Below are 26,890 nucleotides of genomic sequence, written 5' to 3'. Positions count from 1 at the left end.
GTTGCTGGTTCAAAGCTGGCAAATCATTTAATGATAGACTCATTAACGCTTTCGCTGTTCAGTTTTCAAAGAGCATTTTTTGTCGAACGCTTTATATCTTATCACGTTCGTTATTTGCGAGTCAAGAAGTTTTTTATCGAATCTTGTTTTCTTTTCTCGTATTTTGTCGTCGTTCTTGGCGACAAGGAATAATCTATCACATATAAAACTCTAAATCAAGAGTGTTTTTAAAAGTTTTTTTACCGATAAACGAGCAACAGCTAAAATACCGCGATACGAAAGGAAAAAGAGCGAGAATCCTATCTCGCTCTTTCTATTAATTATCTCTACTATATTCAAGCTTGAACGACATATCCATTTCTTTTCTTGCTAGCTTGCAGGAAATCCATCCCCAAAATGATAGAAGCAATCATCATAAACAGCAAAGTCATAAACAAGCTTCCCAAGCCCATCATTAAAATAATATTAGCCAGCTTTAAGCCTAATCCTGAGTGCCTCATGAATTTTCGACAACAGGGACCTATTCCTTCGCTCGCTGATAAAACTCTTCACTTAGTAGCCCCATCATAATGGTGTCATAATACTGCCCATCTACATATTCATTTTGGCGCAGTCGGCCTTCTATCACAAAGCCTGATTTTTCATAAGCCCGAATGGCACGCGTATTTCCGCTCCACGTATCCAGCTGCACCCGCTTCAAGTTCAGCTTGGAAAAGAGGAAGTCGAGCAGGAGGCGCAACGTATCTGTACCGTAGCCTTTGCTCCAATACTCTTTTGCCATGATCGCAATGCCAATTGTTGCGGCCCTCGTAATTGGATTCACATCTCGGTAATCACAATTTCCAATGTGCTCTCCGTCCAAGGTATAGACAGAGAATACAAACCTCTTTAATTTATCATCCAGCCGTGAAGCACGAACGTTTTCCTCATACATGGCTTTCAGTGAGTCGAGCGAAACATAACTATAGGTTACCAGACTTGAGCCCGCTGCCCATTTGGCCGCTTCTTCATCGTTGCGCCAATGGAAAAGTCTCTCCATATCCTCAGCAATAACTGGCCGTAATTCTACTAAATTCCCTTTGATCATTTGGTATCCTACCCTTCGATTGGTGTTTGAAAATGGAGTCTCTTTGGTTTGAAGTGAACTTGAATTTATTCATGGTCACCACACCTTTCGCAGTAAGATACCGATTATTCTAACAAAAAAACCACGCTCTGGAAACAGAGGTGGTTATTACTTTATTTGTTAACGACGCCTCTGAAGCTCCGTCAGCACTTCATCCAGCGGCAGCTTTTGCTCCCGTAACAAAACCATTAAGTGAAAGATCAGATCAGAAGCCTCATACCGCAGCTCCTCACGACTTCGATTTTTCGCTGCAATAATGACCTCGGCAGCCTCTTCCCCGACCTTTTTCAGGATTTTGTCTACGCCTTTTTCGAACAAGTAGGTAGTATAGGAGCCTTCCGGACGCTCTGCCTCCCGCGCAGCAATCAGTTCTTCGAGCTCACCCAAGATTGCAAACCGATCTGCTTGTACCGGCTCCTCATCTGTATCGGTGAGAACTTCCTGCGAGAAACAGCTGTAAGCTCCCGTATGGCAAGCAGGCCCGTTCGGCTCGACCATCACAACCAGTGCATCTCCGTCGCAATCATACCGCATGGAAACGATCCGCTGCGTATGACCCGAGGTCTCACCCTTGTGCCACAATTGTTGTCGGGAACGGCTCCAAAACCATGTTTCTTTGGTCTCTAATGACTTTTGTAGCGATTCTTCATTCATATAGGCAAGCGTTAAAACTGTCTTGCTTCCGGCATCCTGCACGATGACAGGAAGCAAACCCTTTTCGTCAAAACGCAATTTTTCCACTGCAAATGCTTCTGCTCCTGTCATGGTCGTACGACAACTCCTTTGCTTTGCAAATACTCTTTCACCGAGTGAATCGCCGTCTCGTCATAGTGAAAAATGGAAGCGGCAAGCGCGGCATCTGCCTTTCCTTGCGTCAGCACATCGTAAAAATGCTCCCTTGAGCCCGCTCCACCAGAAGCAATGACCGGAATTCCGACCGCTTCTGATACCCGCTTGGTCAACTCGAGTCCAAAGCCTTTCTTTTCTCCATCGCCGTCCATGCTGGTCAAAAGGATTTCGCCCGCTCCGAGCGCCTCTGCCTCCTGCGCCCAACAGATGACGTCTCTCCCCGTCGCATTCCGTCCACCGTGGGTATACACTTCCCAGCGATCTTCCCCGACACTTCTCGCGTCGATCGCCACGACGATACATTGTGAGCCGAAGACCGTCGCTCCCTCGCGGATCAATTCCGGACGCAAAACAGCCGCTGTATTCAACGAGATTTTGTCCGCACCCGCACGCAATATCCTTTTCATATCGTCGACGCTGTTAATGCCACCACCAACCGTGAAAGGAATCGTAATATTTGCAGCCGTTTTTTCGATGACATCCACCATCGTCTTGCGCCCTTCGTGGGACGCAGAAATGTCGAGAAAGATCAGCTCGTCTGCTCTCTCTTCGCTATACTTCTTTGCCAGTTCAACCGGGTCTCCTGCATCGCGAAGTCCGACAAACTGCACGCCTTTTACCACCCGACCGTCTTTTACATCGAGGCACGGGATGATTCGTTTAGCCAGCATGCGATTCACGCCCCTCCATACGCTGGAGCGCTTCTTCCAATGTAAAAGCGTCCGTGTAGAGTGCTTTGCCAACAATAGCGCCTGAGACTCCGTTTGAAGCACGGGCAGCCAGCGTCACCAAGTCGTCCAGTTGGCTGACGCCTCCCGAGGCGATCACCGATTTACCTGTAGCCATCGCCAATGCTGCAATTTCTTCTACATTGGGTCCTGTCATCGTGCCATCACGGGCGATATCGGTGTAAATAAACGTCTCGGCACCATACGTAACCAACCGCTTGGCAAGCACTGTCGCTAGCACATCTGTCGTGGTCAACCAACCTCTGGTAGCCACCAGCCCATTCCGGCAGTCCAGACCAATCGCGATTTTGTCCCCATATTTTTGAAGAATTCGCTTCGTAAAAGGCTCGTCTTCGATTGCAGCAGTCCCGACGATCACTCGCGCGACACCTGATTCCAAATAGTCCGCGATCTGCTCTTCTGTTCGAATACCGCCTCCAACCTGCACGGGTACAGGGATCGAGCGCGCTATCTCTTTGATGAGCGCTGCATTTGCAGGCTTGCCTTCCTTTGCCCCATCCAAATCTACGAGATGAACCCAGGACGCCCCTTGTTCTACCCAGCGCTTCGCCATCGCGAGCGGCGAATCAGCGTACACTGTCTCTTGCCCGTAATCTCCTTGGAAAAGTCGAACACACTTGCCCCCGCGAATATCGATCGCCGGATAAACGATAAAGCTCATGTCAAAACCCCCTCGCATTGAACGGCAAAGTTACGCAGCAGCAGCATTCCTGTCTCTCCGCTCTTTTCCGGGTGAAACTGCATACCATATACGTTGTCACGATTCACAATGGCCGTGACCTCCTGGTGATAGTCACTCGTCGCAAGCAAGACATCAGACTGGCACAGGACATGATACGAATGGACAAAATAAACGTAATCGCCATCCTGCACACCGTTTAGTAACGGTTGCTTTTGCTTTATCATCAGTTGGTTCCAGCCCATGTGCGGTACCTTGTAATCCCCGCGAAAACGAACGACCTCACCACCGAGCAGTCCCAAGCCCGTATGCTCGCCATGCTCCGCACTTTTCTCAAATAAGAGCTGCATACCGAGACAAATGCCCAAGATTGGACGACCTGTTACTACGTATCCCTTGATCGCTTGCTCTAATCCAAGCTCACGTATGTTGGCGATAGCATCCCCGAACGCCCCGACTCCCGGCAAAATCAACCCGCTATGTTGCTGTAGACGCTCTGCTTGAGAGACGAACTCGTACGAATAGCCCAGCCTTTCCAACGCCTTGCTCAAGCTGTACAAATTCCCCATGCCGTAATCGATGATGCCGATCATGTTACAAAACCCCTTTTGTTGACGGGACCCCTTTTACACGCGGATCGATCGTCGTCGCTTCATCCAGTGCACGGCCCAGCGCTTTGAAAATCGCCTCGATCATGTGATGCGTATTGTGACCGTAGTGCAGGATCACATGCAGATTGATCCGCGCCTCCAGTGCGAGCTTCCATAAAAATTCGTGTACCAGCTCCGTCGGAAACTGACCAACCATATTCGTAGGGTACGTAGCGCGATATTCCAGATGAGGACGGTTGCTGATGTCAATGACGACCTGCGCTAGCGCGTCATCCATCGGGACAAACGCATTTCCATAACGCTTGATGCCTTTCTTGTCTCCCAACGCTTCCCGCAGAGCATACCCAAGACAAATCCCGATATCCTCCACCGTGTGGTGATAGTCGATTTCGATATCTCCCTTTGCCTTGACAGTCAGGTCAAAATGTCCGTGTCGGGTAAACAGGTCTAGCATATGATCCAGAAATGGAACACCCGAATTTTGCTTGCTCTCACCCGCGCCGTCTACACCAAAGGAAAGCGCGATCTGCGTCTCATTCGTATTGCGTTCGATCTGTGCTGCACGTTGTTTCCCTTCACTCATCTCTTTTCACTCTCCTGCTCTTCGGTCTCAAAATCTCGCAATCGCGCAAGGATAGCTCGACCGTGCCCAGACAATCCTTCCTGCTCTGCTAGTACCACAATTTTATGTCCATTGTCTCGCAAATCTCGCTTGCTGTAGGAAACAACACTCGACTTCTTGATAAAATCATCCACGGATAATGGCGAGGAGAATCGCGCCGTTCCATTCGTAGGAATCACATGATTGGTACCGGCAAAATAATCGCCGACTGGCTCTGAGCTGTATGGGCCGAGGAAAATCGCACCTGCATTTTCCACTTTTCCGAGATACTCAAACGGCTCCGCCATCATGATTTCCAAATGCTCAGGTGCGATACGGTTGATGACGGCAAACCCTTCGTCCAAATCGTCGACGAGTAAAATAGCGCCGTAGTCGCGTATCGCCGCTTCCGCAATCGATTTGCGTGGAAGATCGGCAAGCTGTCGCTCGATTTCCTGTGACACCTGCTCCGCCAACGATTTTGATGTCGTAACCAATATAGCGGCTGACATCGGATCATGCTCAGCTTGAGACAGCAGGTCTGCCGCAACGTATTGCGGGTTGGCCGTTTCATCTGCGATCACCGCAATTTCACTTGGCCCTGCCACCATGTCGATACTGACCAATCCGAATACTTCTCGCTTTGCCAGTGCCACGAAAATATTGCCAGGCCCGACGATTTTATCAACCGCCTTGATTTGCTCCGTTCCGTAGGTCAGTGCCGCGATTGCCTGTGCCCCACCTACCTTGTATATCTCGGTCACACCTGCGATTTGAGCCGCAACGAGTATCGCAGGGTTGATTTTCCCATCCGCTCCTGGTGGTGTCGTAATGACGACTTCTGGAACACCTGCGATTTTCGCAGGGATGGCATTCATCAGTACGCTGGAAGGATAAGCAGCCGTTCCGCCTGGTACATACAATCCAGCGCGCTGCAACGGACGTATCAGTTGGCCCAGCAATGTGCCACTCTCTTTGGTGGTAAACCAGGACTGACGCACTTGCCGCTCGTGAAACGCCCGAATATTTTCGGCTGCTTCCCTCAATGCTGCCTTTACTTGTGGAGAAACGAGCTCACTTGCTTCTGCAAATTCGCCTTCGCTCACCCGGAAGTTTTGTAGAAGCACACGATCAAATCGTTCCGTGTAATAGCGCAGCGCTTCGTCCCCTTGCTGGCGAACCGAGGTGAGGATTGCCTTCACCGCTTCTTGCTGTTCTCTCGTCCCTGCGTCTACCGATCGTTTCCCGTCATACTGGCTGGCTGACATGATACGCATGGCTGTCTCCCCTTTTTCTCTAGTTCCCGCGAGGAACGACCTCTAAAAATTTTCCAGCGATCTCATCCACCGCTTCACTTTTCATCCGATAGCTGGCTCGATTGGCAATCAGCCTCGTCGTAATTTCACAAATGCTCTCCAGTTCGACCAAGCCATTTTCCCGCAATGTCCTACCTGTTGAGACAATATCCACAATACGATCAGCCAGTCCAATCATCGGTGCAAGCTCTACGGAACCATTCAGCTTGATTACTTCAACCTGCTGTCCCTGCTCACGAAAATAACGTGACGCAATCTTCGGATATTTCGTCGCAACACGCAGCGCTTCCGTCGGTTTCCAATCTGGTAGACCCGCAACCATCATGCGACAATAGCCGATATGCAAATCCAACAGCTCGTAAACATCTCGTTCTTCTTCCAATAAAACATCCTTGCCAACCACGCCAACGTCAGCCACCCCATATTCGACATAAGTAGGAACATCGGTAGGCTTCGCCATAATGAATTCGAGCTTGGCATTTTTCACAGGAATGATCAGTTTACGAGAATCTTGTAGATCCGCAGTAACCTGCAAACCAGCCTGCTGGAGGAAGTGGACGGCCTCTTCAAAAATCCGCCCTTTTGGCATGGCGATCGTCAGCTTTTGGTCGTTTTTCGTAAGTGCCATCTCCTACTCCCCCTGTTGTGTTATGCAAATGACCTTGGTAAATCCCGCTTCTTGGCCAACCTGTTTCTCATCTATTTTGGAGACGAGACGTGTCACCACTACGAGCCCGTCCTCACGCAATTGCTGTGCCTCTGCCAAAGCGGCACTGCGGCAATCCTCCGTGTAAACAAGCAACACGCGAGCATGTGCTTGCCTTTTTACCAAAGGAGTGACCTGAAGCAGCCGATCCATCTTGATCGCAAAGCCTGTGGCGGGTGCAGCACGCCCAAATTGGGAGAGCAATTGATCGTAGCGTCCTCCGCCCAATAGTGGGGAGCCCAAGTCCGCAGCGTACCCTTCGAAAACAACGCCTGTATAGTAGTTCAAATTGATGATCAGATTGAAATCAATCAACAAATCTTCGGTCACTCCGTAGGCTTCTAACGACTCCCACAAGGAAGCAATCGTCTCGACTGCCCTCCCTGCCTTTCCCTTGCCTGCCAGTTCGCGGGCGACCTCAATCTTCCCTTTTCCCCCTTGCAGGCGCAATAAGGATTCCAATCGGCTTTTTGCCTCCGTAGGGATGTCTACTGTCGCGAGTAGCTGCCGGAAGCCAACGAAGTCCCGTTCGTACAAAAACTGTCGGAATTGATTGCGAATAGGCTCATCCTCAATCTCTTCCTCCAAAAGACCGTCTACGAAATCAACATGCCCAATGGCAATGCGGAATGTTTCCACACCCGCTGCCCGCAAGCAAAACACAGCAAGCGCAATGGCTTCTGCATCCGCATCGACAGACGCATCTCCGATTAGCTCGATCCCGGTTTGAGAAAACTCTGCATTCCGTCCCGCTTCCTTTTCTTGTGCCCGAAACACATTTGCCTGGTAATACAACCGAATTGGCAATGCAACATCTTTATAAAGGGAGGAAACAACCCTTGCAATTGGCGTTGTCATATCTGGACGCAGGACTACGGTATGGCCTTGTTTATCCAGGAGGCGAAACATCCGGTCTGTTAATGTTGCACTTGCTGCTCCTACCGTATCGAAGTATTCCAGAGAGGGTGTGGATATTTCGTCATAGCCCCATCTCTCGATACACCGCCTCAGCTCCCGCTCCAAGTGCCGTTGTTTCGCCAGTGATTCCGGCAGTATATCCCGCATCCCGAGCGGCTTTTCGAATCCCAACGGCTTTGCCATCTTTGTTCCCTCCATTGCATTTGCTTTACTCTGCTAATATGGTAACAAACTAAAGTATTATGAAGAAGATTACCACGACGAGAATCTTAGGTCAACCAAGATAAGAATAGTCGGAAAATTTAACACAAAACAAAAACCGCCAGGATAAGCACCTGACGGCTGAACACAATGGAAGAGACGCTACATGACTTCTTCCTCTGAAGCTTTCATTCGAATAAGCTGCATGGGGTTCCCACCTACAAAGGCACCAGGCGGGACATCTTTATGAACAACCGTACCCGCTGCGACAATGGCCCCTTTGCCAATCGTTACTCCAGGCAAAATAGTAGTGTTGGCCCCCACTAGGACAGCATCCTCAATAATCACTTCTCCCAAACGGTATTCATCTATTAAATATTCATGCGCAAGTATGGTCGTATTGTACCCGATCACGCAATTACTGCCGATCTTGATTTTCTCCGGAAACATGATATCCATCATCACCATCAGCGCAACCGCACTATGCTGGCCTACTTCCATACGCAAAAATGTGCGATACATCCAGTTCTTCCACGAAACAATCGGCGTATATCTGGAGAGTTGGATGACGATGAAATTTTTCATGACTTTCCAGAAGCTTACCGTTCGATACATGTGCCAAAGCGGATTTACCCCATTTACGGGATAACGTGTTGTCTTCCTCATATGCGTCTCTTTCTCCTACAAGTCAGAATCGGCATCTTCTAAAATGGCATTCGACTGTTTGCGTGTGAAGTGCATTGCTGCGTTGTAACCCATCCGTTTCAGACGGAAGTTCATCGCTGCAACCTCAATGATGACTGCCAAGTTTCGTCCTGGTCGAACAGGAACGGTAATAATCGGAATTTCGGTATCCATGATCTTCAATGTTTCCTCATCGAGCCCCAACCGCTCGTACATTTTATGTGGCTCCCACAGCTCTAGCTGAACAACCATCTCGATGTTTTTCACATTGCGCACGGCACCAGCACCAAACATCGTCATAATGTTGATAATCCCCACACCGCGGATTTCCAAGAGATGCTGAATCAGCTCAGGAGCGCTACCACTTAGCTGCCCGCCCTGTGTCTGCTTAATCTCCACTGCGTCATCTGCTACGAGTCGGTGTCCGCGCTTTACAAGCTCAAGTGCAGCCTCACTCTTCCCGATCCCGCTCGATCCCATAATCAAAACGCCGACGCCATAAATGTCTGTGAGTACCCCATGAATCGTCGTCGTTGGTGCAAGACGATTCTCCAGGAAGTTGGTCACTTTCCCGACTAGCGTCGTCGTTGCCAGCGGGGACTGAAGTACAGGTACCCCCAACCGATTGGAAACGTTAATCATCTCTTCAGGCACCATCTGATTACGGGTCACACAGAAGCAAGGAACCTGACTTTGCATGAGAAAATTCATCCGTTCCAGCCGTTCCTCTGGGGTCAGCGTCTGAAAAAAGTTGATTTCCGTCAAGCCGAACAATTGAATTCGCTCTTCCACAAAGTACGAATAGTAACCGGCTAACTGCAGGCCGGGACGACTCAAATCCGTTACGGTAATCTCACGCCCCAAGCCCTCTTCCCCGCTCAAGATCGTCATATTGAAATGGTCCACTAGATGGCTCACATTCGTCTTACGCATGAAGCTTCCCCCTCACATGGGATTTTCCGTCCCTATGGTTGTGTCTCTATTGTATCGAAACCTCTGTACTTACGACAACCTAATAAGACCGAGCATCCTTATTAGGCAAAAACCCCGCGACTCGTTTGAGAGAATACGGGGCTTTTTCGAACATACTATCTCTTTTCTCTTTTCATCCCTACCACAACTTCAATGAGGTAGCCAAAAATACTCATCAGTGCTGCTGCCACGATGACAGTCCCAATGTTGTCAGGCCATGGCCCCACTTCAAATCCATCAATAAAGTAGGCTGTCAACGCAAACGTCACAGCATTAATGACAAACCAGAACAAACCGATCGTCAATACTTGTAAGGGAAAAGTAAAAAACAGGAGAATCGGCCGAATCACGGTGTTGACCATCCCCAATATCAACGTAGCCCATAGTGCTACTGTGAAATTCGCTACATGAATGGAGTGGAACCACTTGCTGATCAGAAGTAGCGCAGCCCCATTTAAAAGCATTTTGATTATCCAGCGGCTCATGGTGCATTCCCCCTATACAGTCTTGCGCAACGATTAACGAATCCCCGTTACTTCCCATTCCCATTGCTCAAAAAACGTTGTCATGAATCGATGCCTGTCTTCGGCGATTTTCTGGGCAGTCTTGGTGAAAAGCTTGTCTTTGATGCGCTGCAGCTTCCAAGTGTATTCCTTATACGGTGTATGCTGATTGGGATCATCCGATTGTATGGGTTGCCCAATAACCCCAGTATAAGCAAAAACCCGAGCCACTCCAATAGCCCCAATCGAATCCAGCTTGTCGGCATCAAACAAGACCTTTTCTTCCAAAGTATGTGGAGGTCGTTCTTTGCGAAAACGATGGGCGAGAATTGTAGACTGTACACGTGAGATAAATTCTTCCGTCATACTGCGTTCGGAGAGCCATACCCCTGCTAGTCTTGCGCTGATTTCGGCATGGCACTCTCCTGTTTGCCGTTCTTCTGCTCTCCCGATGTCATGCAGCAAAGCAGCGAGGCGCAGCACTTCCATATCTGCCCCTTCCTCGCGACCAATCCGCTCACACATTGCCATCACACGCAAATTATGCTGCCAATCGTGTGCAGGATCTTGTCCATCAAAGCGCTTCTGTGCTTCTGCCACCAGATCGGCAGGTAGTGCGGCAAGAGAATCCTTCACGTAATCCATCTTTTCCTCCCCCTTTACGTCCACCTAGAAAAGATGCCCCCCTGGATCAGGGAGGCTATCTCTTGATTACTTCGAAACGAATTGCTCTAGCTTGGCATTCGTCCGTTCTCTATCTCGTTCCAAAATCGGCTTCAAATAGATACCCGTATAAGAGCCTTCTAGTTTGGCCACTTCTTCAGGTGTGCCCGTTCCGATAATCTCTCCACCGCGAGTACCGCCCTCTGGTCCTAAATCCACGATGTAGTCAACCGTTTTGATCACGTCGAGATTGTGCTCGATGACAAGAACCGTCTCACCGTTTTCAACCAATCGTTGCAATACCTTCAGCAAACGATCAATGTCATCTGTATGCAGACCCGTTGTCGGTTCATCCAGGATGTAAAGCGTACGTCCTGTACTGCGGCGATACAGTTCAGAAGCGAGCTTGACGCGTTGCGCTTCCCCGCCAGAGAGCGTCGTAGCAGGCTGCCCAAGCTTTACGTATCCTAGCCCTACATCTACAATCGTCTGTAGTTTGCGCTCAATCTTTGGCAGGTTGCGGAAAAACTCTACGCCATCCTCAATGGTCATTTCCAGCACATCTGCAATGTTCTTGCCTTTGTATTTTACATCGAGCGTCTCGCGATTGTAGCGTTTGCCATGGCAAACTTCGCAAGGCACATACACATCCGGCAAAAAGTGCATCTCGATTTTAATGATCCCATCACCACTGCACGCTTCACAACGGCCACCCTTGACGTTAAAGCTGAAGCGACCTTTTTTATAGCCGCGCACTTTGGCTTCGTTGGTGGAAGCAAACAGGTCGCGAATATCATCAAAGACACCTGTATATGTCGCCGGATTGGAACGCGGTGTACGTCCAATTGGAGATTGGTCGATGTCGATCACCTTATCCAGATGCTCCAGTCCCAGGATGCGTCGATGCTCCCCTGGCTTCACCTTTGCCTTATTCAAATCGCGAGCCAGTGTCTTTTGCAAAATTTCATTGATCAATGTACTTTTTCCTGAACCAGATACACCTGTTACGGCAACAAAAACGCCTAAAGGAAGCTTCGCAGTGACGTTTTTCAGGTTGTTTTCCTTCGCACCCTCAATCTTGATCCATTTGTCCGAAGGCTTGCGACGCTCCATCGGAACAGGGATGAATTTGCGCCCACTCAAATAGGCACCAGTCAAGGAGTTAGGGTCCTTCATGACTTCATCCGGTGTTCCTGCCGCGACAATTTGACCGCCATGTATGCCGGCGCCCGGTCCAATATCAATAATATAATCGCAAGCCATCATCGTATCTTCGTCATGCTCGACGACGATCAATGTATTCCCCAGCTTGGTCATATGCTCCAGCGTCTTGATCAGACGCGCGTTATCCCGCTGATGTAGTCCGATACTCGGCTCATCCAAAATGTAGAGAACGCCCATCAGACTAGAGCCGATCTGCGTAGCCAGTCGAATCCGCTGCGCTTCTCCCCCGGACAATGTTCCCGCCGCACGGCTCAGCGTCAAGTAATCCAGTCCGACATCAATCAAGAAGTTCAGTCGCGCCTTAATTTCTTTTACGATCAGGTTCGCGATCTTCGTTTCCCGCTCTGTCAGTTCCAGTCCACCGACAAACTGATGCGCATCGAGAATCGACAGCGTAGTCAGCTCGGAAATGCTGCGCTCCCCGACCTTTACCGCCAAGCTCTCCTGACGCAAACGTTGGCCTTTGCAGACAGGACACGCCTTTTGGCTCATGAAGCCTTCGATTTGTTCACGGATGTAATCTGAGCTCGTCTCCAGATGACGTCGTTGCAGATTAATGACGACACCCTCGAACGGTACGACCGCCTCACGCACTTGCCCGAACTCGTTCTCATAGCGGAAGTGAATTTTTTCGCCTTCACTGCCGTACATCAAGATTTGTCGGTGCGCTGCCGTAAGCTCCTCGTATGGCACATCCATCCGAATGTTAAAGTGGCGGCAAGCTGATTCCAACAATTGTTGATAGTAAGTAGAAGTCTTCGGCTCCCATGCGCCAATCGCCCCATCATCGAGCGTCTTCGTCGCATCGGGAACGACCATATCTGGGTCAACCTCCAACTTGACACCCAGTCCATCACACTCCGAACAAGCACCAAACGGGCTGTTAAAGGAGAAAATCCGCGGCTCCAGCTCCCCGATGGAGAATCCACATATCGCGCAAGCATGCTTTTCACTGAACAGCAGCTCTTCTTGCTCCATTACATCGACGATGACCTTGCCATCTGCTAAACGAAGTGCCGTTTCCAAGGAGTCTGCGAGACGCGCCTGTACATCCGGCTTCACGACGATCCGGTCAACGACAACCTCAATGTTATGCTTCTTGTTCTTTTCCAGCTTGATGTCTTCAGACAGATCGGTAATTTCACCATTGACCCGCACACGGACGAAACCTTGCTTGCGGATGTCCTCGAGCAGCTTGACGTGCTCTCCCTTGCGTCCTTGTACCATCGGCGCGAGAATCTGCATTTTCGTGCGCTCAGGATACTCCAATAGTCGATCGACCATTTGTTCAATGGTCTGAGATTGGATCTCGATGCCATGCTCCGGGCAAACCGCTCTCCCAACACGCGCATACAAAAGGCGCAAATAGTCGTAGATTTCCGTAACCGTACCTACCGTGGAGCGAGGGTTACGGCTCGTTGTTTTCTGGTCAATCGAGATCGCAGGGGAAAGTCCCTCAATCGAATCCACGTCCGGCTTGTCCATCTGCCCGAGAAATTGACGGGCGTATGCCGACAGAGACTCGACATAGCGACGTTGTCCCTCTGCGTAAATCGTGTCAAAAGCAAGCGAGGACTTACCCGAGCCAGACAAACCCGTCAGAACGACGAATTTGTCCCTCGGAATGACTACATCAATATTTTTCAGATTGTGGGCACGTGCACCCTTTACGACAATATGTTCTAATGGCATGAAAAAAACCTCTCCTTAGAGTTCCGCCTTCAGCTCAAGAATCAAATCACGCAATTCGGCCGCACGCTCGAACATGAGGTTGCGTGCCGCTTCCTTCATTTCTTCTTCCATACGTTCTATAACAGCCACGCGATCCTTCTTCGGCATTTTCTTAAAGTCTGCATGTGGCAAGTAATCTGCTTTTTCCTCCGCAACCTTGGTCGCCTCGATCACTTCGCGGACGGACTTTTTCACGGTTTGCGGCGTGATGCCGTGCTCTTCATTGTAAGCCATCTGAATGGAGCGACGACGTTCTGTCTCTCGAATCGCAGAGGTCATCGAATCTGTCATTTTGTCCGCGTACATGATAACGCGTCCCTCTGAGTTCCGCGCAGCCCGACCAATCGTCTGAATCAGCGAACGCTCATTGCGCAGGAAGCCTTCCTTGTCTGCATCCAAAATCGCCACAAGCGATACTTCCGGCAAGTCCAAGCCTTCCCGCAAGAGGTTGATTCCGACTAGCACGTCAAACTCACCCAAGCGCAATGAACGTAATATCTGCATCCGCTCAATCGTTTTAATATCCGAGTGAAGATAGCGGACCTTGATTCCGATTTCTTTCAGATAGTCCGTCAAATCCTCAGACATTTTCTTCGTCAGAGTCGTGACGAGAATCCGCTCATTTTTCGCAATCGTGGCTTGGATTTCGCCAATCAAATCGTCAATCTGTCCCTTGATCGGACGTACCGTAACCGTTGGGTCAATCAAGCCTGTCGGACGAATCACCTGCTGCACCATTTCTGGGCTGTGCTCCAGCTCATAAGGACCCGGCGTAGCTGAAATGTAAATCGCTTGTTTCAGCTTTCCTTCAAACTCCTCGAACTTGAGTGGGCGGTTATCGCGTGCAGAAGGCAGACGGAATCCGTGATCGACCAGTACATCCTTCCGTGCGCGGTCACCGTTATACATCCCCCGAACCTGCGGCAAGGTCATATGCGACTCATCCATCATGACGATAAAATCTTCAGGGAAGTAATCCAACAAGGTATACGGAGCATGCCCGGCAGGCAGTCCTGTCAGATGGCGCGAGTAGTTTTCAATACCGGAGCAAAAGCCCATCTCCATCATCATCTCAATATCATACCGTGTACGTTGCTCCAGTCGCTGTGCTTCCAAGAGCTTTCCCGCGTCACGGAATTCTTTCAGTCTTTCTTCCAGCTCGGCCTCGATGCTTTGGACAGCCAGCTTCATTTTCTCCTCGCGCGTCACATAGTGAGATTTAGGGAAGATGGCAATGTGATCACGCTGTCCCAAAATCTCGCCGGTCAGTACGTCAATCGAAGTAATCCGCTCTATTTCATCTCCAAAAAACTCAACGCGAATCGCCTGCTCACTCTCTGAGGCAGGGAAAATCTCCACGACGTCACCCCGCACACGGAACGTACCGCGCGTGAAGTTGATGTCGTTGCGTGTGTACTGGATATCGACCAGACGATGCAAAATCTCGTCCCGTCCTGTTTCCATGCCAACACGTAAAGACAAGAGCAACTCCCGATACTCTTCAGGCGAACCCAATCCGTAAATGCAGGAGACGGAGGCAACAATGATGACATCTCGGCGTTCAAACAACGCACTGGTAGCCGAGTGACGGAGCTTGTCGATCTCGTCGTTAATGCTCGAGTCTTTTTCAATAAACGTATCCGATTGGGGAATGTATGCTTCGGGTTGATAGTAATCGTAGTAGCTGACGAAGTATTCCACCGCGTTGTTCGGGAAAAACTCCTTAAACTCTGCACAAAGCTGAGCGGCAAGAGTTTTGTTGTGTGCCATCACGAGTGTTGGCCTGTTCACCTGAGCAATTACCTGGGCAGCCGTAAAAGTCTTTCCCGTTCCCGTTGCCCCCAGCAATGTCTGGTGTCGCTTGCCAGCTTGCAACCCTGCCACCAGCTCGGCAATGGCGGTCGGCTGGTCACCGGACGGTTGAAACTCCGATACCAATTCAAAACGCTCCATTCCCTCGTTCATCTCCTCATAGCATGACTGTTTCTACTTCCATTATAACACAATTCCGGCTAGTTTAAGCCCAAAATTCGAACAAACGTTTGTCTTCATCTTTCCTCCAATTTTTCCGATATAAGATGAAGGAAGTGCAAACATGCACAGATAGACTCGCCACCTTCAGGGAGGATTGACATGTCAGATACCGGAACAACCGTTAAAAATAACCCATATATACAACCTCATTTGAGCTATAAAGGCAAAAAAGAATTCACCACCGAGCTCGACCAAAATGCCTTTATGAAGCTCATGCTCGAGCAGTTAAAACATCAAGACCCTATGTCCCCAATGGACAACTCTCAGTTCATCCAGCAAACAAGTATGCTGACCATGGTAGAAAAAATCACAAAAATGACCACGCTGATGGAGCAATCGAACAACAGCATGGTCACTTTGGAGAAGTATGAAAAGCTGGTAGGTCGTACTGCTTCGTACTCCCTTACTACAAAAGACGAGATGACGGGAGAAACTAAGACGGAGAAGAAAGAAGGCGTACTTGATGCCGTATACATGGATCAAGGCAAAATCTACTTCCGTATCGCAGGCGAATCGACACCGATTCCGCTGGCAGACGTCTCCGGATTGGAATCGCAAGGTCTGGCCGGCAATACGCTCGACAACAGCGTGAAGTACATGGAAATGATCGGTCGAGAGATTTCCTATAAAGTAACCAAGGAAGTCGACCGGGATGGCAATCCAGATACCACACACGACGTTTCCAAGGTTGATGAAATCTTGAATGGCGTCATCACTGGCTTTACCACCAAAAACGGTACCGCACAATTCCAACTGGATAATGGATCAACCGTAAAAGCCGAAGAAATCGTAGGCATGACGGTGAAACCTGAAAACAGAACAATGGGCAACTCCCTTGCCTATGCGCAAATGATCGGCTACAACATCACGTACAATCAGTCTCAGACGAATCCGGACGGTACCACTACCAATACGCCTCTTACAGGCGTGGTCAAAGCTGTCAGCATGAAAAACGGAGTAGTCGAATTCGTCCTCAAGGATGATAAGAAAGTCGCTCTCAACCAAATCACGGGATTCGAAGCAACTGCCTAGAATCGTATACAAAAAGCCGCAACTCTTCGAAATCGAAGAAGGCGGCTTTTTCTTATACAGGGTCCTATTCGTTTACGATCACTTTTCCGGTTATCGCATCCACATAAAATGTATCATCTACTTTAAATTCTCCCCCACAGAAGCAATGCGAGCGAGTCTGACGAAACGAAAGGTCATAGCCGAGCTTCCATGTAATCGTGTCTTTCTCGTAATCCGACTGGTGGATGTAGGTCAGCTCAAGTGGAAAGGTTTGCAGTAAACGGGTCATGGCCACTTGTTCTTTAAGTGCTTGGGAATGGGCCGGGTATTTGACACTGGCCGGTTTGTTTATGCTTACCTGTTCCCATGCACCCGTCCATGAATCGATCCGAATCGTATACATCCCGTCCTCCACACTCTGATTGATCCCATAAACCGGAATGCCGTTCACGAGAGGATCAGCTACGATCGAGGTGTACCTTTTATTTCCATCCTCCGTTATTTGGATTTGATTGCTTCCAGACGGAGTCAGTCTTTTCAAAAGCTTATCCGCTTCTATTCGATCTCGCTTCTTATCCGTTTTCACATTAGACCATTGCGGATTGTTCACCCTCGTAGAAAATTCAAGCAGTCCACCAGTCTTTGCATCCGTCACGAGAAGATGATGCTGCTCTCCGTTACTGCTTCCCTCGGGAAAGGTAGCCATTCGTGATATCTTGTCTGCATCGGGAACCCCCTCACCAAAATTTCCCCATATGAAATAACGAAGGGCTGGACCATCATCGTAACTCGCCTCGTAGATGGATAGCGGCAGCTTTTCTGTTTCGATTCGAAACAACATGCGTAACAAATCACGCGCTTGCGACTCTGTTTGCGCTACCCACTTCTCACCTGTTCCTGTCACATTGATGGTCTGAGGCGGATTGGTTGTCCCTCGGGTATTCTTTGTTACTAATCGTTTGCCACTAAAGGCATCTAATGCACTACCTGTATGTCGCTGCGTTATAATTCCATTTTTCAGGACATAAGCAAGCTTTGCTTCTACCTGATCGCTTTGCTTATGAATGGGCAATAAATAAACAAGTTCCAATGGACGGCTTTCTTGCCATTTTCGTACAGCTTGTTCGGAAGAGATGACGCGCTGTGGAGATGGGAGTGAAGCGGGACTTACTTTTTCGTATAGCCTGCCATCAAAAGTGGAAAACCAAACAATTCTTCCCGATGCATCAAAACTGACGAGACAATCATAATCGTCATCGAGTACAACATTATTCAGGACTCGCACCAGTCGAACCGTCAACAGGTCCTTATTTTTATATACCTCTCTCGCTTGATAGGCGTTACCTGTACCTGTTCCCTGCAAACCAGCGACAAAAGCCAGCGCACGTGTTTTGGCCTGCTGCTCAGTCGGGTAGGCAGGCTTTGTTGCTATTTTCGGAGTAAGTTTCAGTCTGAGCAACTCCCCTGTCTGTCCGTCGAAAATCGCATCATCCATGGACGATTCGGCCTCAGCAGCAGACTGTGCAAACGTGACCACCACCCCGCTAACACCAGGTCCATCCACATCGCCACCGTAAACGACATAGCGTGAAGACAGCTCCGGTAAAAGCTTGACTAGCTTTTGGACACCTTTTGTCACGTGCATCGGGACAGCCACAACCGATTGAGCCTGCGCTACGGTCACAGGACTCGTTGCGCCTACTCCTGATAAGGGGGAGGCAAAAATTGTGGCTGCAGCTAATGTACCCGACAAAAACCACGAGACTGTTCTTTTCACTTTGAACACCGAACCCACTCCCTCTTTTTTCCTCCTACATTGAGACGCAACTGCCACCAGTAAGTTTCCGAATGGACAAGCTTTTCAAGAAAAAAAGAAGGTATGCATTTTTGACTGCATACCTTCTCCCCAACTATCCTTATGCTCCTACATTCAGCTTCTCCAGCTTTTGCTTGATCAGCTCAACTACACTGGCGCGTTTCAAATCAACAAATGCACGGGTATTTGCATCCGGAACCACAATGATCCCCAGCTGGTGATGATTACCCGCATAGACTGCACACTGTACGAACTTCAGCTCGCCTTCACGCGTGAGTACTTCCATTTTGCAAAAGGCAGGATTGGCTTGTAGTGCTGGATACAAATCTTCTTTTTCCCGCACCGAAATGCCATTTACTTTCACGATAATTTCACCGGGCGTGATGCCGATTTCCTCTGCTCTCGTCCCTGGAATGACACCCATTACTTTTACACCACGTGAAGACTGGATGAAATAAGGCGAACGCTTTCTTTCTTGATACTGACTCCAGAAAAACAACGCCTCATGACCGAATAGTGCGAAGATCGCGGCCAGCAAGATCAACGGATAAAACCATACAGCCAGAGCACATAACCCCAACAAACCAATCGCATACAGTGTCAAATTTTTCGCAACCTGCGTTGCTTTTCTATAAGGTGTCATCGTTTGCGTCATATCGGAGAACCCGGTCACCGTCGGCAAAAGCATCAGTCCGAATGAAGCGGCTTCCGGCGAAAAGAACGGCCACCCCGGATACAATGCACCACTGATAGCACCTGGCTCCAGCTGTACGAACAGCACGGCTGGCGTCAGCCAAAAAGAATGAAGCAAATAGGCACCGACGATCCGACCACGCTGCCCTTCCACGAAAAGCGGAGAAGCGTCCCGCCCACCATTCCAGCGTACGAGCATCGCTTCAATCAGATGCATGACCGCAACTAACGCAAGCAACGGCAAAGGTTTCGCCTGACGTATCATTTCCCAGACATAGCTCAATCCAGGAACATCCGTAACCGGTGGAATGACCTGTGTGATCGCGTGTAAAATCGCCAAAATCCCTGCAGCATATGCGAAACAGAGAAACCGTAAACGAATCAGCGCCAAGATGAGCGCCAATCCCCATAGTATCCACAAATCCTGTGCTTGCACGACCACGCCGAGTCCTGCGCTAAGAAGAGAAATAAGCAAGCCTCCCACCAAGCCCATCCCTACTGCCCGTATCGTCGAGAGCAAGGGTGACTGAATGCGTGCAGAAAAAAGCTGTCTTTCCAGGTTCATCTGTCTGCGATAATGCAAATAAATAAAAACCAGAAAGAGATAGAAAACAGGATTGATAAAAAATGCGGCAAAGCCATATGCAATGGTAAGCATATCTGCCTGTATCGCCAATTGCCTCACCTCAACTAAAAGAAAGAAAAACCACGGCATTTGATTTGCCGTGGTTATCATTTCTACGGAAAGCAGGGAATTACCTGCTTCCATTTTCTTGATTATTCATTACTTGCCCGTAACTACATCCAGAGCTTTTTGCAATTGCAGGTCATTTTCTGGCTTCGTCATCGTTTTACGGAGACTTTCTTCCAGCGAAGAGCGTGTCTTCGCGTCTACTTTACCAGTTACCTCAAGCTTGCTGGAGGTTTGGAACTGCTTGATTGCTTCCTCTGTCTTTTCATCAAAATAGCCATCTTCGCGTCCTGGGGACAGATTCAAGCCTTTCAGGATGAGCTGCAGGTTTTTCACGTCAGTACCAGCCATGTCGCGCTGCAATACTTTATCTGCTGGCAACAGAGTTGCGTTGAAATAGTCAGGTTGCTTGACTGCAAAATCTGGCGTAATGCCTTTTTTATGGACCCATTCGCCCTTCGGCGTGACCCACTTGGCAATCGTCAGCTTCAATTGGCTCTTGTCGTTCATTTCCATTGTACTCTGAACGGTTCCCTTACCAAAGGTCTTCTCACCGACCAGCTTGTAGTTGCCGCTATCCCGCATGGCACCTGCCAGAATCTCCGAAGCACTGGCGCTTCCGCCATTAATCAGTACCGAGATTGGATAAGACTTAGCAGCTTCTGTTGTCGAGAAATATTCTTCTTTTTGCTGTCCGCCATTTCCATACTCGATTTGCACGATCTTGCCTTTATTCGGTACGAGGATTTCTCCGATTTCTTTCACAGCCAGCAAATACCCGCCCGGATTGCCTCGAACGTCAATTACCAAACCGCCAATCCCCTTCTGCTCGAGAGCAGCCAGCTGTTCTTTGAAGTGCTTTGCTGTGTCTGTAGAGAATTGGGTAATGTTGATTACGCCTACTTTAACACCGTTCTTCTCGAGTATCTGACTGTTTACCGTCTCAATCGGAATATCATCCCGCACACACACGATGGTAAGAGGCTCTGGCACTCCGGCTCTCACTACTTTGAGAACCGCCTTTGTCCCTTTAGGCCCGCGAATCTTCGTCACTGCCTGATGCAGGTCCAATCCTTCAAGAGATTCATCATTTACACTCAAAATTTGGTCGTTTGGTCGCAGCCCTGCACGCTCCGCTGGAGAGTTTTTGAATGGCGAAACAACCGTTACCCGACCATTTTGCATCGTTACTTCTGTCCCGATCCCTTGGAAAGTCGAGTGTAGGGTAGATGTGAACTCCTCAGCAGAACGAGGGTCCATGTAATCACTGTACGGATCTTCGAGCGACCCGACCATTCCGCCAATTGCACCTTCTACTAATTGCTCATTGGTGACATTTTGGATGTAATCTTTCTTGATCGTGGAAAACGCCTCGTACAACTTCTGGAACTCTTTCGGATAATCTCCGCTCCCAGAAAACAGCGCCATGCTGGATGCTGTTAAAGCCCCACCTTGACTTGAACTGGCGCTAGCCGATGTCTTCATGATCGCCATCGTAATAAAACTGCTGGCTACCATCGAGATGAGTACAAGCGCGATTACGGTACGTCCTTTCCATCTCACTGTTACGTCACCATCCTTTGTGCTACCGGAAAAAGATATGCTGCTAGTTTATGCATGTTCCGTTAACAATATTTGTCTGGTCGCACGAGGTCTACTTCAAATACGGCATTGGGTTGACTGCTACGTCATTTTTATAGACGGTAAAGTGCACGTGATTCCCGGTTGAGCGACCTGTTGATCCTACCTCTGCGATCTTTTGACCTCTCGATACGGATTGCCCAACAGAAACCTTGATCCCACCCTCACGAATATGACCGTACAAAGTGGTATATTCCGCATTATGCTTGATCATTACTGTATTCCCGTAGCCGCCATTGTATCCTGCAAAGAGAACGACTCCGTCAGCCGCTGCCATAATTGGCGTTCCTTTCCGTGCTGCCATATCTAAACCATTATGCCCAGCTGAGCGGCCTGTAAACGGATCACTCCGCATTCCGAAGCCCGAAGTGAAGCGGAATTGTCCACTTGCGACTGGCAAGGCAAACTTTCCACCCTTGTAGCCTGTACTAGAGGCGCTCATCGCACGTACTCGTTCCGCGTATTTGGCTGATTCCTGTTTGGTTATAGCCAAAAGCTCCTGACCATATTGCTCCAAATCCACTTCCAGAGCAGATTCTTTCTTATCCAGTGCTGCCTTGACCACTAGACTTTGCTTGTACTGCTTGTCCAATTCGACTTTGAGATCCTCAGCCTCATCAAACATCCCAGCGTACACAGTCAGTTGATGATCAATTTCTTTCTTTTTGGTCTCGATGGTTTCCTTATCGCGAATGTTATCCTCTAAAATACGCGTGTCCTGCTCCAAAATAAGCTGCAAGGCCTGCATACGCGTCAAAAAGTCCCCAAAGTCAGAGGAACCGAGAAGTACATCCAAATAAGAGATCGTACCGCGTTCATACATGGAAGTCACACGCGTTCTGAGTAAGGCATCCCTTTTGGCTACGCGGTCTTTTGCTTCATCCAACTGATCCTGAGCATTTGCTGCTTTTTCCTTGGTATCATCCATTTGCTGCTCAAGCTTGTCCAGCTTTTTCTGTGTATCGTTGCGACGCAAATCAATTTGCATCAATTGCGTCTCCAAGCCTTTTTTCTCTTTTTGCACGACATTGATCTGTTCTTCGGTCTTCTTCAATTGCTGCTGCTGGCTTTTCTTCTTCTTTTGGATGTCTTTTAGCTCTCGATTAATCTTGTCCAAAGAAGCCTTACTAGGCGCTGCCAAGCTCACATTTGTCGGGAGCACAGTACCGACCACAAGCCCAGTGATTACGAGTGCTAGCAGGATTCTCTTTCTCATGATACTCCTCCCACGCTCTTCAAATTATTAAACTCGCAAGAAGCGACGTACGGACACCAAACTTCCCCATATCCCGATGAATGCGCCAATCGCTAGCAAAGCCAGCGCCACTTGATACACGAGCGGGAATAGCGGCAACAGTTTAAACAGTTGGGAAGCTTCAAAGCTGGAGTGAATGGCATCCAGAAGGTAGTAATATCCAACCATTAACATAATGGTAGGAATCAATGCCCCTGCCACACCCATCAACAGCCCTTCCACAAAGAATGGCCAACGGATAAACCAGTTCGTGGCCCCAACCAACTTCATGATTTCAATCTCTCTGCGACGTGCCACAATCGTCAGCTTAATCGTGTTGGCAATCAAGAACATCGCTGTAAAGCCAAGTCCAATAATAAAGGCAATCCCGACATTACGAACTGCTCCTGTCAAGGAAAACAGCTTATCCACAGTGCCTTCCCCATAGGTTAGGCTTTTGACATACTGGAGATTTTTAATTTGAGCGGCAACAGCAGCAGTGTCTTGTGGTTGCTTCGTTTTTACGGTAAACGCATCCGGCAGAGGATTGCTCTCCTCCAAGCCTTCAAATAAGTATGCTTTTTCACCAAGGCTCTCTTTAAACTGCTTCAGACCCTCGTCTTTCGGTATAAATGAAACGGATTCCACTTGCGGAAGTTTCTTGATGTTGTTCTCAACCTGCGTGATGTTTTCTTTTGTCGCCAGCAAGTCCATGAAAACGCGAATTTCCACTTGTTTTTCGACGGATTGTGCAAAGTAATTGACGTTCATCGCCAACACAAGAAAAACTCCCAAAATAAAGAGGGTAATGGTCACGGCACTAATAGAAGCGAACGACATCCAGCCGTTCCGCCCGAGGTTTTTGACCCCTTCACGGACATGGCGCCCCAGCGTCCTAATCTTCATAACCGTATTCCCCTCTCTGCTCATCACGGGCGATTTGGCCTGCTTCGATCGCAACCACCCGTTTTCTCATGGTGTTTACAATTTCCCTGTTGTGTGTCGCCATGACGACAGTCGTTCCTCGCTGATTGATTTCTTCAAACAGCTTCATGATTTCCCATGAGGTCTCTGGGTCCAAGTTCCCCGTTGGTTCGTCCGCGATAATAATTCCCGGACTATTCACCAGTGCACGCGCTAAAGCAACACGTTGCTGCTCACCACCGGACAACTCGCTCGGCAACATTTTTGCTTTATGCTTGAGCTTTACCAGTCCCAAAACATCCATCACACGCGGCTTGATTTGTTTGGGATTACTCTCGATTACTTCCATCGCAAATGCGACGTTTTCGAAAACAGTCAATGTCGGCAGCAGCTTGAAGTCTTGGAATACAACACCGATACTGCGGCGGACTAATGGAATTTGACGCTCTTTAATTCTGCTGACATTGAAGCCACCCAAAAAGATTTGTCCTTTCGTCGGCTTCTCTTCACGGTACATCAATTTGATAAACGTAGATTTACCCGCTCCACTGGGGCCTACTACGTACACAAATTCACCCTTTTCGATTCGAATGTTGATACCTTTCAAAGCATTCGTACCATTCGGGTATGTTTTCCACACATCGAACATTTCGATCAAGCAAATCACATCCTACTTCGTCAGATCCTTCTTTATGTATCTTGATCCTGATTTTTTGTTAACGGTAAAATCGACAAAACCCCTCTACCCACTAGCAACCGCTGCCATACCTTGTTGAAAAACAGCGGGATTTCCCATCTTATCCATTATACCACCACGATTCAAGGATGGTATCCACTAAATCTCTCATTTCTTGTCGAAACAGCTTCGATTGTTAACAACTGTCACGAATTAGGGAGAAAATAAGATTGCACATTCCCGCCTAGCATCATGGAAAACAGTTGGCTACAATGAGTGTGACAAGAGGTTATTCATGTAAAAAGGAGCTGGATATAACGTGGAAAATTTTGTTTACCATAACCCGACTCAGCTGATTTTTGGACGGGGTCAATTGGCCCAGCTCGAGGAAAAAGCAAGACAGCTAGGTCCCACTGTTCTTTTGGTATATGGTGGTGGCAGTTTAAAACGAACTGGACTCTACGACAAAGTAATTTCTCTCCTCCAGTCTGCGGGCTGCCGCGTGCATGAATTGGCAGGAGTGGAGCCAAATCCACGTCTGAGTACCGTGAACAAAGGAATTGAGCTATGCCGCCAAGAAGGCGTTAATTGGATACTCGCTGTTGGTGGAGGCAGTGTAATCGACGCGGCCAAAGCAGTCGCGATTGGTGTGCCTTACGAGGGAGATGTCTGGGATTTTTATACGCGTAAAGCGGTCGCACAAGAGGCTCTGCCCCTCGGTACCGTACTGACACTTGCTGCTACTGGTTCCGAAATGAACCGGGGAAGTGTCGTCACCAACTGGGAGACACAAGAAAAGCATGGAGCTGGCACGACGTTTCCAGCGTTTTCGATTCTGGATCCTGCGCATACGTTTAGCGTACCTCGCGACCAAACGATCTACGGAATCAGCGACATTTTGTCCCATGTATTCGAGCAGTATTTCACGCATACAACCGAAATTCCACTGCAAACACGTTTTGCTGAGTCAATCATGAAAACCGTCATCGAAAATGCAGAACGCGTCCTCACCAATCCGGAAGACTACGATGCTCGCGCCAACATCCTGTACTGCGGAACAATGGCATTGAACGGCACTCTCCCGGTTGGCGTCACAACAGACTGGGCAACTCACTCCATTGAGCATGCTGTCAGTGCTGTTTACGACATCCCGCACGGTGGCGGTCTGGCGATCATCTTCCCGAAATGGATGCGCTATGTGTACCGTGATAACGTCGCTCGCTTCGTGCGCTTCGCAACAAAGGTATGGAATGTCGATCCTTCCGGCAAGACAGATGATGAGATCGCCTTGGAAGGGATTGCCGCTACAGAAGCTTTCTTTGCCCGTATCGGTGCCCCGACCCGCTTGGCTGATTATGACATCACCGACGAGCACTTGCAACTGATGGCCGAAAAAGCCACTCCGTTTGGCCCGATTGGTCAGTTTAAAACGTTGACGAGTGACGATGTGGCACAGATTCTTCGCATGTCTTTGTAAACACAAACAAACGCCGCCTTCCAGAAATGGGAGTACGGCGTTTGTTACTTTGATCGTCAATTTTGATTCAGCCATTTTTTACGAATAAGATATCCGCATAACAGCACCAACGGTACACCGAAGCTATAAGTAAAATCATAGAATGGCCAGTACTTCGAAATGATGTCGCCAAAGACGACCATATTGGGTGAGAAAATCGTGGACATCACCATGAGCAAAATGATGTACGGAAAGATTAGAACCTTTAAGTTGTCGATTCGAAAAACGTGACGGATTCCCAAATGAAAAAACAGGCAATACAGCGTAATTTTGACGCTCACTGCGATAAACCAGATCACCGCGATAATCGCTTCTAGCCGCTGAATGAAATCCCCGAGTTTGAGCTGTTTGATGAGAACATAGGTCGGATAAAAATGCCGCGCAGTCTGATCTGCCCCCAAAACAAGGATGCACATCAGCATGATGATGAACAGCACAATTCCCCCAAGCAATGTCCCCAAGAAAAACGATCTCATCCTTTTTTGGATGGGCGAGACAAACGGAAGAACCGCCATAAAAATGACCAGCTCTGAATAAGGAAAGGCAATTGCCGCTGTAGATCCCTGCAAAATAGGCTTCCACCCATTTTCAAAAACAGGTGAAATTCTCGATATTTCCGCCTGTGGCAGCAGAGTAATCATGAGTAAAACAAAAAAGAAAAAGAACCAGACAAAATAGATTTCTGCCGATTCTGCGACTGTTTGCAGTCCCAAACTCACCCCAAACATAATCACAATGATAAACAACAGCTGTATCGCGAATCTTGGAGTCGAGACTAATAGATGCGTGCCAACAAAGTCGCCAATTTCCATCACATGCGCCCCTGCTGAAAATAGCGTATAGCTAATAAACGAGAGTGTAATGATCGTTCCTAATACTCTCCCAACGGTTTGATCCACAAAGGTGAAAAAGCTTTGATTCCGATAAAGCTTCCCCACAGCTATGAGTAAGACAATATTGAGCAGTCCCACCACAAGCCCGATCAGGACGGATATCCACGCATCCTGTTTCGCGAGTGCAGCCGTCATGCCAGGCAGGACGAGAACGGAGTCCCCAATGGTAACAAGGGTGACGAGCATCAATAGTTGACGGGGACTGATCTTGTAGCTCTCTTGCATGAT

Annotated in this window: 25 protein-coding genes; 3 read left to right on the top strand and 22 right to left on the bottom strand. The window is 48.7% G+C overall.

Annotated features, from left to right (window positions below):
- The coding region (locus tag HPY28_RS30250) for a hypothetical protein (RefSeq protein ID WP_217444804.1) at nt 1–192 on the top strand (192 nt) is incomplete at its 5' end.
- Nucleotides 193–520: 328 nt separating this feature from the next.
- Here HPY28_RS30250 and HPY28_RS15980 read toward each other — a convergent pair.
- The 15 genes from HPY28_RS15980 to uvrB form a co-directional block, all read right to left on the bottom strand.
- The gene (locus tag HPY28_RS15980; RefSeq protein WP_174230915.1) at nt 521–1,087 is read right to left on the bottom strand and encodes a GNAT family N-acetyltransferase; all 567 of its coding nucleotides are present in this window, start codon (nt 1,085–1,087) and stop codon (nt 521–523) included.
- A gap of 159 nt (nt 1,088–1,246) precedes the next feature.
- Nucleotides 1,247–1,891, bottom strand: coding sequence for a bifunctional phosphoribosyl-AMP cyclohydrolase/phosphoribosyl-ATP diphosphatase HisIE (hisIE, locus tag HPY28_RS15975; RefSeq protein WP_017252222.1), 645 nt, complete (start codon nt 1,889–1,891; stop codon nt 1,247–1,249).
- Nucleotides 1,888–2,646: an imidazole glycerol phosphate synthase subunit HisF gene (gene hisF, locus HPY28_RS15970; protein WP_174230914.1), complete on the bottom strand. Its 759-nt coding sequence runs from the start codon at nt 2,644–2,646 to the stop codon at nt 1,888–1,890. The genes hisIE and hisF overlap by 4 nt, the downstream gene beginning before the upstream one ends.
- Nucleotides 2,636–3,385: a 1-(5-phosphoribosyl)-5-[(5-phosphoribosylamino)methylideneamino]imidazole-4-carboxamide isomerase gene (hisA, locus tag HPY28_RS15965; protein ID WP_173623384.1), complete on the bottom strand. Its 750-nt coding sequence runs from the start codon at nt 3,383–3,385 to the stop codon at nt 2,636–2,638. The genes hisF and hisA overlap by 11 nt, the downstream gene beginning before the upstream one ends.
- Nucleotides 3,382–3,996: an imidazole glycerol phosphate synthase subunit HisH gene (gene hisH, locus HPY28_RS15960; protein WP_174230913.1), complete on the bottom strand. Its 615-nt coding sequence runs from the start codon at nt 3,994–3,996 to the stop codon at nt 3,382–3,384. Before hisH ends, hisA begins: the two co-directional genes overlap by 4 nt.
- A gap of 1 nt (nt 3,997) precedes the next feature.
- Nucleotides 3,998–4,597 (bottom strand): imidazoleglycerol-phosphate dehydratase HisB, encoded by a 600-nt coding sequence (gene hisB / locus HPY28_RS15955; RefSeq protein WP_174230912.1) that lies wholly within the window; start codon nt 4,595–4,597, stop codon nt 3,998–4,000.
- Complete coding sequence (gene hisD, locus HPY28_RS15950; protein ID WP_017252227.1) at nt 4,594–5,892, bottom strand: histidinol dehydrogenase; 1,299 nt, start codon at nt 5,890–5,892, stop codon at nt 4,594–4,596. Before hisD ends, hisB begins: the two co-directional genes overlap by 4 nt.
- 19 nt (nt 5,893–5,911) lie before the next feature.
- Nucleotides 5,912–6,559, bottom strand: coding sequence for an ATP phosphoribosyltransferase (gene hisG, locus HPY28_RS15945; protein ID WP_017252228.1), 648 nt, complete (start codon nt 6,557–6,559; stop codon nt 5,912–5,914).
- Between the two features lie 3 nt (nt 6,560–6,562).
- On the bottom strand, nt 6,563–7,738 hold the full coding sequence (locus HPY28_RS15940) for an ATP phosphoribosyltransferase regulatory subunit (protein WP_174225143.1): 1,176 nt from the start codon (nt 7,736–7,738) through the stop codon (nt 6,563–6,565).
- Between the two features lie 180 nt (nt 7,739–7,918).
- Nucleotides 7,919–8,422, bottom strand: coding sequence for an acyltransferase (locus HPY28_RS15935; protein ID WP_174230911.1), 504 nt, complete (start codon nt 8,420–8,422; stop codon nt 7,919–7,921).
- A gap of 15 nt (nt 8,423–8,437) precedes the next feature.
- Nucleotides 8,438–9,373, bottom strand: a complete 936-nt coding sequence (gene hprK / locus HPY28_RS15930; protein ID WP_017252231.1) for an HPr(Ser) kinase/phosphatase — start codon at nt 9,371–9,373, stop codon at nt 8,438–8,440.
- 155 nt (nt 9,374–9,528) lie between these two features.
- On the bottom strand, nt 9,529–9,897 hold the full coding sequence (locus HPY28_RS15925; RefSeq protein ID WP_174225144.1) for a phage holin family protein: 369 nt from the start codon (nt 9,895–9,897) through the stop codon (nt 9,529–9,531).
- Between the two features lie 33 nt (nt 9,898–9,930).
- Nucleotides 9,931–10,560 (bottom strand): HD domain-containing protein, encoded by a 630-nt coding sequence (locus HPY28_RS15920; RefSeq protein ID WP_017252233.1) that lies wholly within the window; start codon nt 10,558–10,560, stop codon nt 9,931–9,933.
- Nucleotides 10,561–10,626: 66 nt separating this feature from the next.
- Nucleotides 10,627–13,494: an excinuclease ABC subunit UvrA gene (gene uvrA, locus HPY28_RS15915; protein ID WP_017252234.1), complete on the bottom strand. Its 2,868-nt coding sequence runs from the start codon at nt 13,492–13,494 to the stop codon at nt 10,627–10,629.
- A 15-nt stretch (nt 13,495–13,509) separates the two neighbouring features.
- Nucleotides 13,510–15,486 carry an excinuclease ABC subunit UvrB gene (gene uvrB, locus HPY28_RS15910; RefSeq protein WP_017252235.1) on the bottom strand — a complete coding sequence of 659 codons (1,977 nt, stop codon included), beginning with the start codon at nt 15,484–15,486 and terminating at the stop codon, nt 13,510–13,512.
- 180 nt (nt 15,487–15,666) lie between these two features.
- Here uvrB and HPY28_RS15905 point away from each other — a divergent pair, with 180 nt between their 5' ends.
- Nucleotides 15,667–16,599 (top strand): flagellar hook assembly protein FlgD, encoded by a 933-nt coding sequence (locus tag HPY28_RS15905; protein ID WP_174230910.1) that lies wholly within the window; start codon nt 15,667–15,669, stop codon nt 16,597–16,599.
- Between the two features lie 64 nt (nt 16,600–16,663).
- On the opposite strand, the gene HPY28_RS15900 is transcribed toward HPY28_RS15905, so the two are convergent.
- From HPY28_RS15900 to ftsE, 6 genes are all read right to left on the bottom strand, one after another.
- Nucleotides 16,664–18,364 carry a hypothetical protein gene (locus HPY28_RS15900; RefSeq protein ID WP_371813483.1) on the bottom strand — a complete coding sequence of 567 codons (1,701 nt, stop codon included), beginning with the start codon at nt 18,362–18,364 and terminating at the stop codon, nt 16,664–16,666.
- A gap of 130 nt (nt 18,365–18,494) precedes the next feature.
- Nucleotides 18,495–19,856: a PDZ domain-containing protein gene (locus tag HPY28_RS15895; RefSeq protein ID WP_069850781.1), complete on the bottom strand. Its 1,362-nt coding sequence runs from the start codon at nt 19,854–19,856 to the stop codon at nt 18,495–18,497.
- A gap of 15 nt (nt 19,857–19,871) precedes the next feature.
- Entirely contained in the window at nt 19,872–21,341 is a 1,470-nt protein-coding gene (locus HPY28_RS15890; RefSeq protein WP_069850783.1) for a S41 family peptidase, read from the bottom strand.
- A 91-nt stretch (nt 21,342–21,432) separates the two neighbouring features.
- Nucleotides 21,433–22,635: a murein hydrolase activator EnvC family protein gene (locus HPY28_RS15885; RefSeq protein WP_017252240.1), complete on the bottom strand. Its 1,203-nt coding sequence runs from the start codon at nt 22,633–22,635 to the stop codon at nt 21,433–21,435.
- Nucleotides 22,636–22,662: 27 nt separating this feature from the next.
- Nucleotides 22,663–23,559: a permease-like cell division protein FtsX gene (gene ftsX / locus HPY28_RS15880; RefSeq protein ID WP_017252241.1), complete on the bottom strand. Its 897-nt coding sequence runs from the start codon at nt 23,557–23,559 to the stop codon at nt 22,663–22,665.
- Nucleotides 23,549–24,235, bottom strand: coding sequence for a cell division ATP-binding protein FtsE (gene ftsE, locus HPY28_RS15875; protein ID WP_015893511.1), 687 nt, complete (start codon nt 24,233–24,235; stop codon nt 23,549–23,551). The genes ftsX and ftsE overlap by 11 nt, the downstream gene beginning before the upstream one ends.
- 337 nt (nt 24,236–24,572) lie before the next feature.
- Between ftsE and HPY28_RS15870 the strand changes: the two genes are divergently transcribed.
- The gene (locus tag HPY28_RS15870; protein ID WP_174230908.1) at nt 24,573–25,730 is read left to right on the top strand and encodes an iron-containing alcohol dehydrogenase; all 1,158 of its coding nucleotides are present in this window, start codon (nt 24,573–24,575) and stop codon (nt 25,728–25,730) included.
- A 56-nt stretch (nt 25,731–25,786) separates the two neighbouring features.
- On the opposite strand, the gene HPY28_RS15865 is transcribed toward HPY28_RS15870, so the two are convergent.
- Entirely contained in the window at nt 25,787–26,887 is a 1,101-nt protein-coding gene (locus tag HPY28_RS15865) for a GerAB/ArcD/ProY family transporter (protein WP_174230907.1), read from the bottom strand.
- Nucleotides 26,888–26,890 lie beyond the last annotated feature (3 nt).

Source organism: Brevibacillus sp. HB1.2 (assembly GCF_013332495.1).
Classification (GTDB): domain Bacteria; phylum Bacillota; class Bacilli; order Brevibacillales; family Brevibacillaceae; genus Brevibacillus; species Brevibacillus porteri.
This window is presented reverse-complemented; position numbering and strand designations above follow the sequence as displayed.

Coding starts and splice junctions, on each gene's coding strand:
- HPY28_RS15935 (WP_174230911.1), bottom strand. CDS start 8,422: ATGAGGAAGACAACACGTTATCCCGTAAATGGGGTAAATCCGCTTTGG.
- HPY28_RS15940 (WP_174225143.1), bottom strand. CDS start 7,738: ATGGCAAAGCCGTTGGGATTCGAAAAGCCGCTCGGGATGCGGGATATA.
- hisD (WP_017252227.1), bottom strand. CDS start 5,892: ATGCGTATCATGTCAGCCAGCCAGTATGACGGGAAACGATCGGTAGAC.
- hisA (WP_173623384.1), bottom strand. CDS start 3,385: ATGAGCTTTATCGTTTATCCGGCGATCGATATTCGCGGGGGCAAGTGT.
- uvrB (WP_017252235.1), bottom strand. CDS start 15,486: ATGGAGCGTTTTGAATTGGTATCGGAGTTTCAACCGTCCGGTGACCAG.
- hisH (WP_174230913.1), bottom strand. CDS start 3,996: ATGATCGGCATCATCGATTACGGCATGGGGAATTTGTACAGCTTGAGC.
- hisF (WP_174230914.1), bottom strand. CDS start 2,646: ATGCTGGCTAAACGAATCATCCCGTGCCTCGATGTAAAAGACGGTCGG.
- HPY28_RS15895 (WP_069850781.1), bottom strand. CDS start 19,856: ATGGAAGCAGGTAATTCCCTGCTTTCCGTAGAAATGATAACCACGGCA.
- hisG (WP_017252228.1), bottom strand. CDS start 6,559: ATGGCACTTACGAAAAACGACCAAAAGCTGACGATCGCCATGCCAAAA.
- HPY28_RS15925 (WP_174225144.1), bottom strand. CDS start 9,897: ATGAGCCGCTGGATAATCAAAATGCTTTTAAATGGGGCTGCGCTACTT.
- ftsX (WP_017252241.1), bottom strand. CDS start 23,559: ATGAAGATTAGGACGCTGGGGCGCCATGTCCGTGAAGGGGTCAAAAAC.
- HPY28_RS15920 (WP_017252233.1), bottom strand. CDS start 10,560: ATGGATTACGTGAAGGATTCTCTTGCCGCACTACCTGCCGATCTGGTG.
- HPY28_RS15905 (WP_174230910.1), top strand. CDS start 15,667: ATGTCAGATACCGGAACAACCGTTAAAAATAACCCATATATACAACCT.
- uvrA (WP_017252234.1), bottom strand. CDS start 13,494: ATGCCATTAGAACATATTGTCGTAAAGGGTGCACGTGCCCACAATCTG.
- hisB (WP_174230912.1), bottom strand. CDS start 4,597: ATGAGTGAAGGGAAACAACGTGCAGCACAGATCGAACGCAATACGAAT.
- HPY28_RS15885 (WP_017252240.1), bottom strand. CDS start 22,635: ATGAGAAAGAGAATCCTGCTAGCACTCGTAATCACTGGGCTTGTGGTC.
- hisIE (WP_017252222.1), bottom strand. CDS start 1,891: ATGACAGGAGCAGAAGCATTTGCAGTGGAAAAATTGCGTTTTGACGAA.
- HPY28_RS15980 (WP_174230915.1), bottom strand. CDS start 1,087: ATGATCAAAGGGAATTTAGTAGAATTACGGCCAGTTATTGCTGAGGAT.
- HPY28_RS15865 (WP_174230907.1), bottom strand. CDS start 26,887: ATGCAAGAGAGCTACAAGATCAGTCCCCGTCAACTATTGATGCTCGTC.
- hprK (WP_017252231.1), bottom strand. CDS start 9,373: ATGCGTAAGACGAATGTGAGCCATCTAGTGGACCATTTCAATATGACG.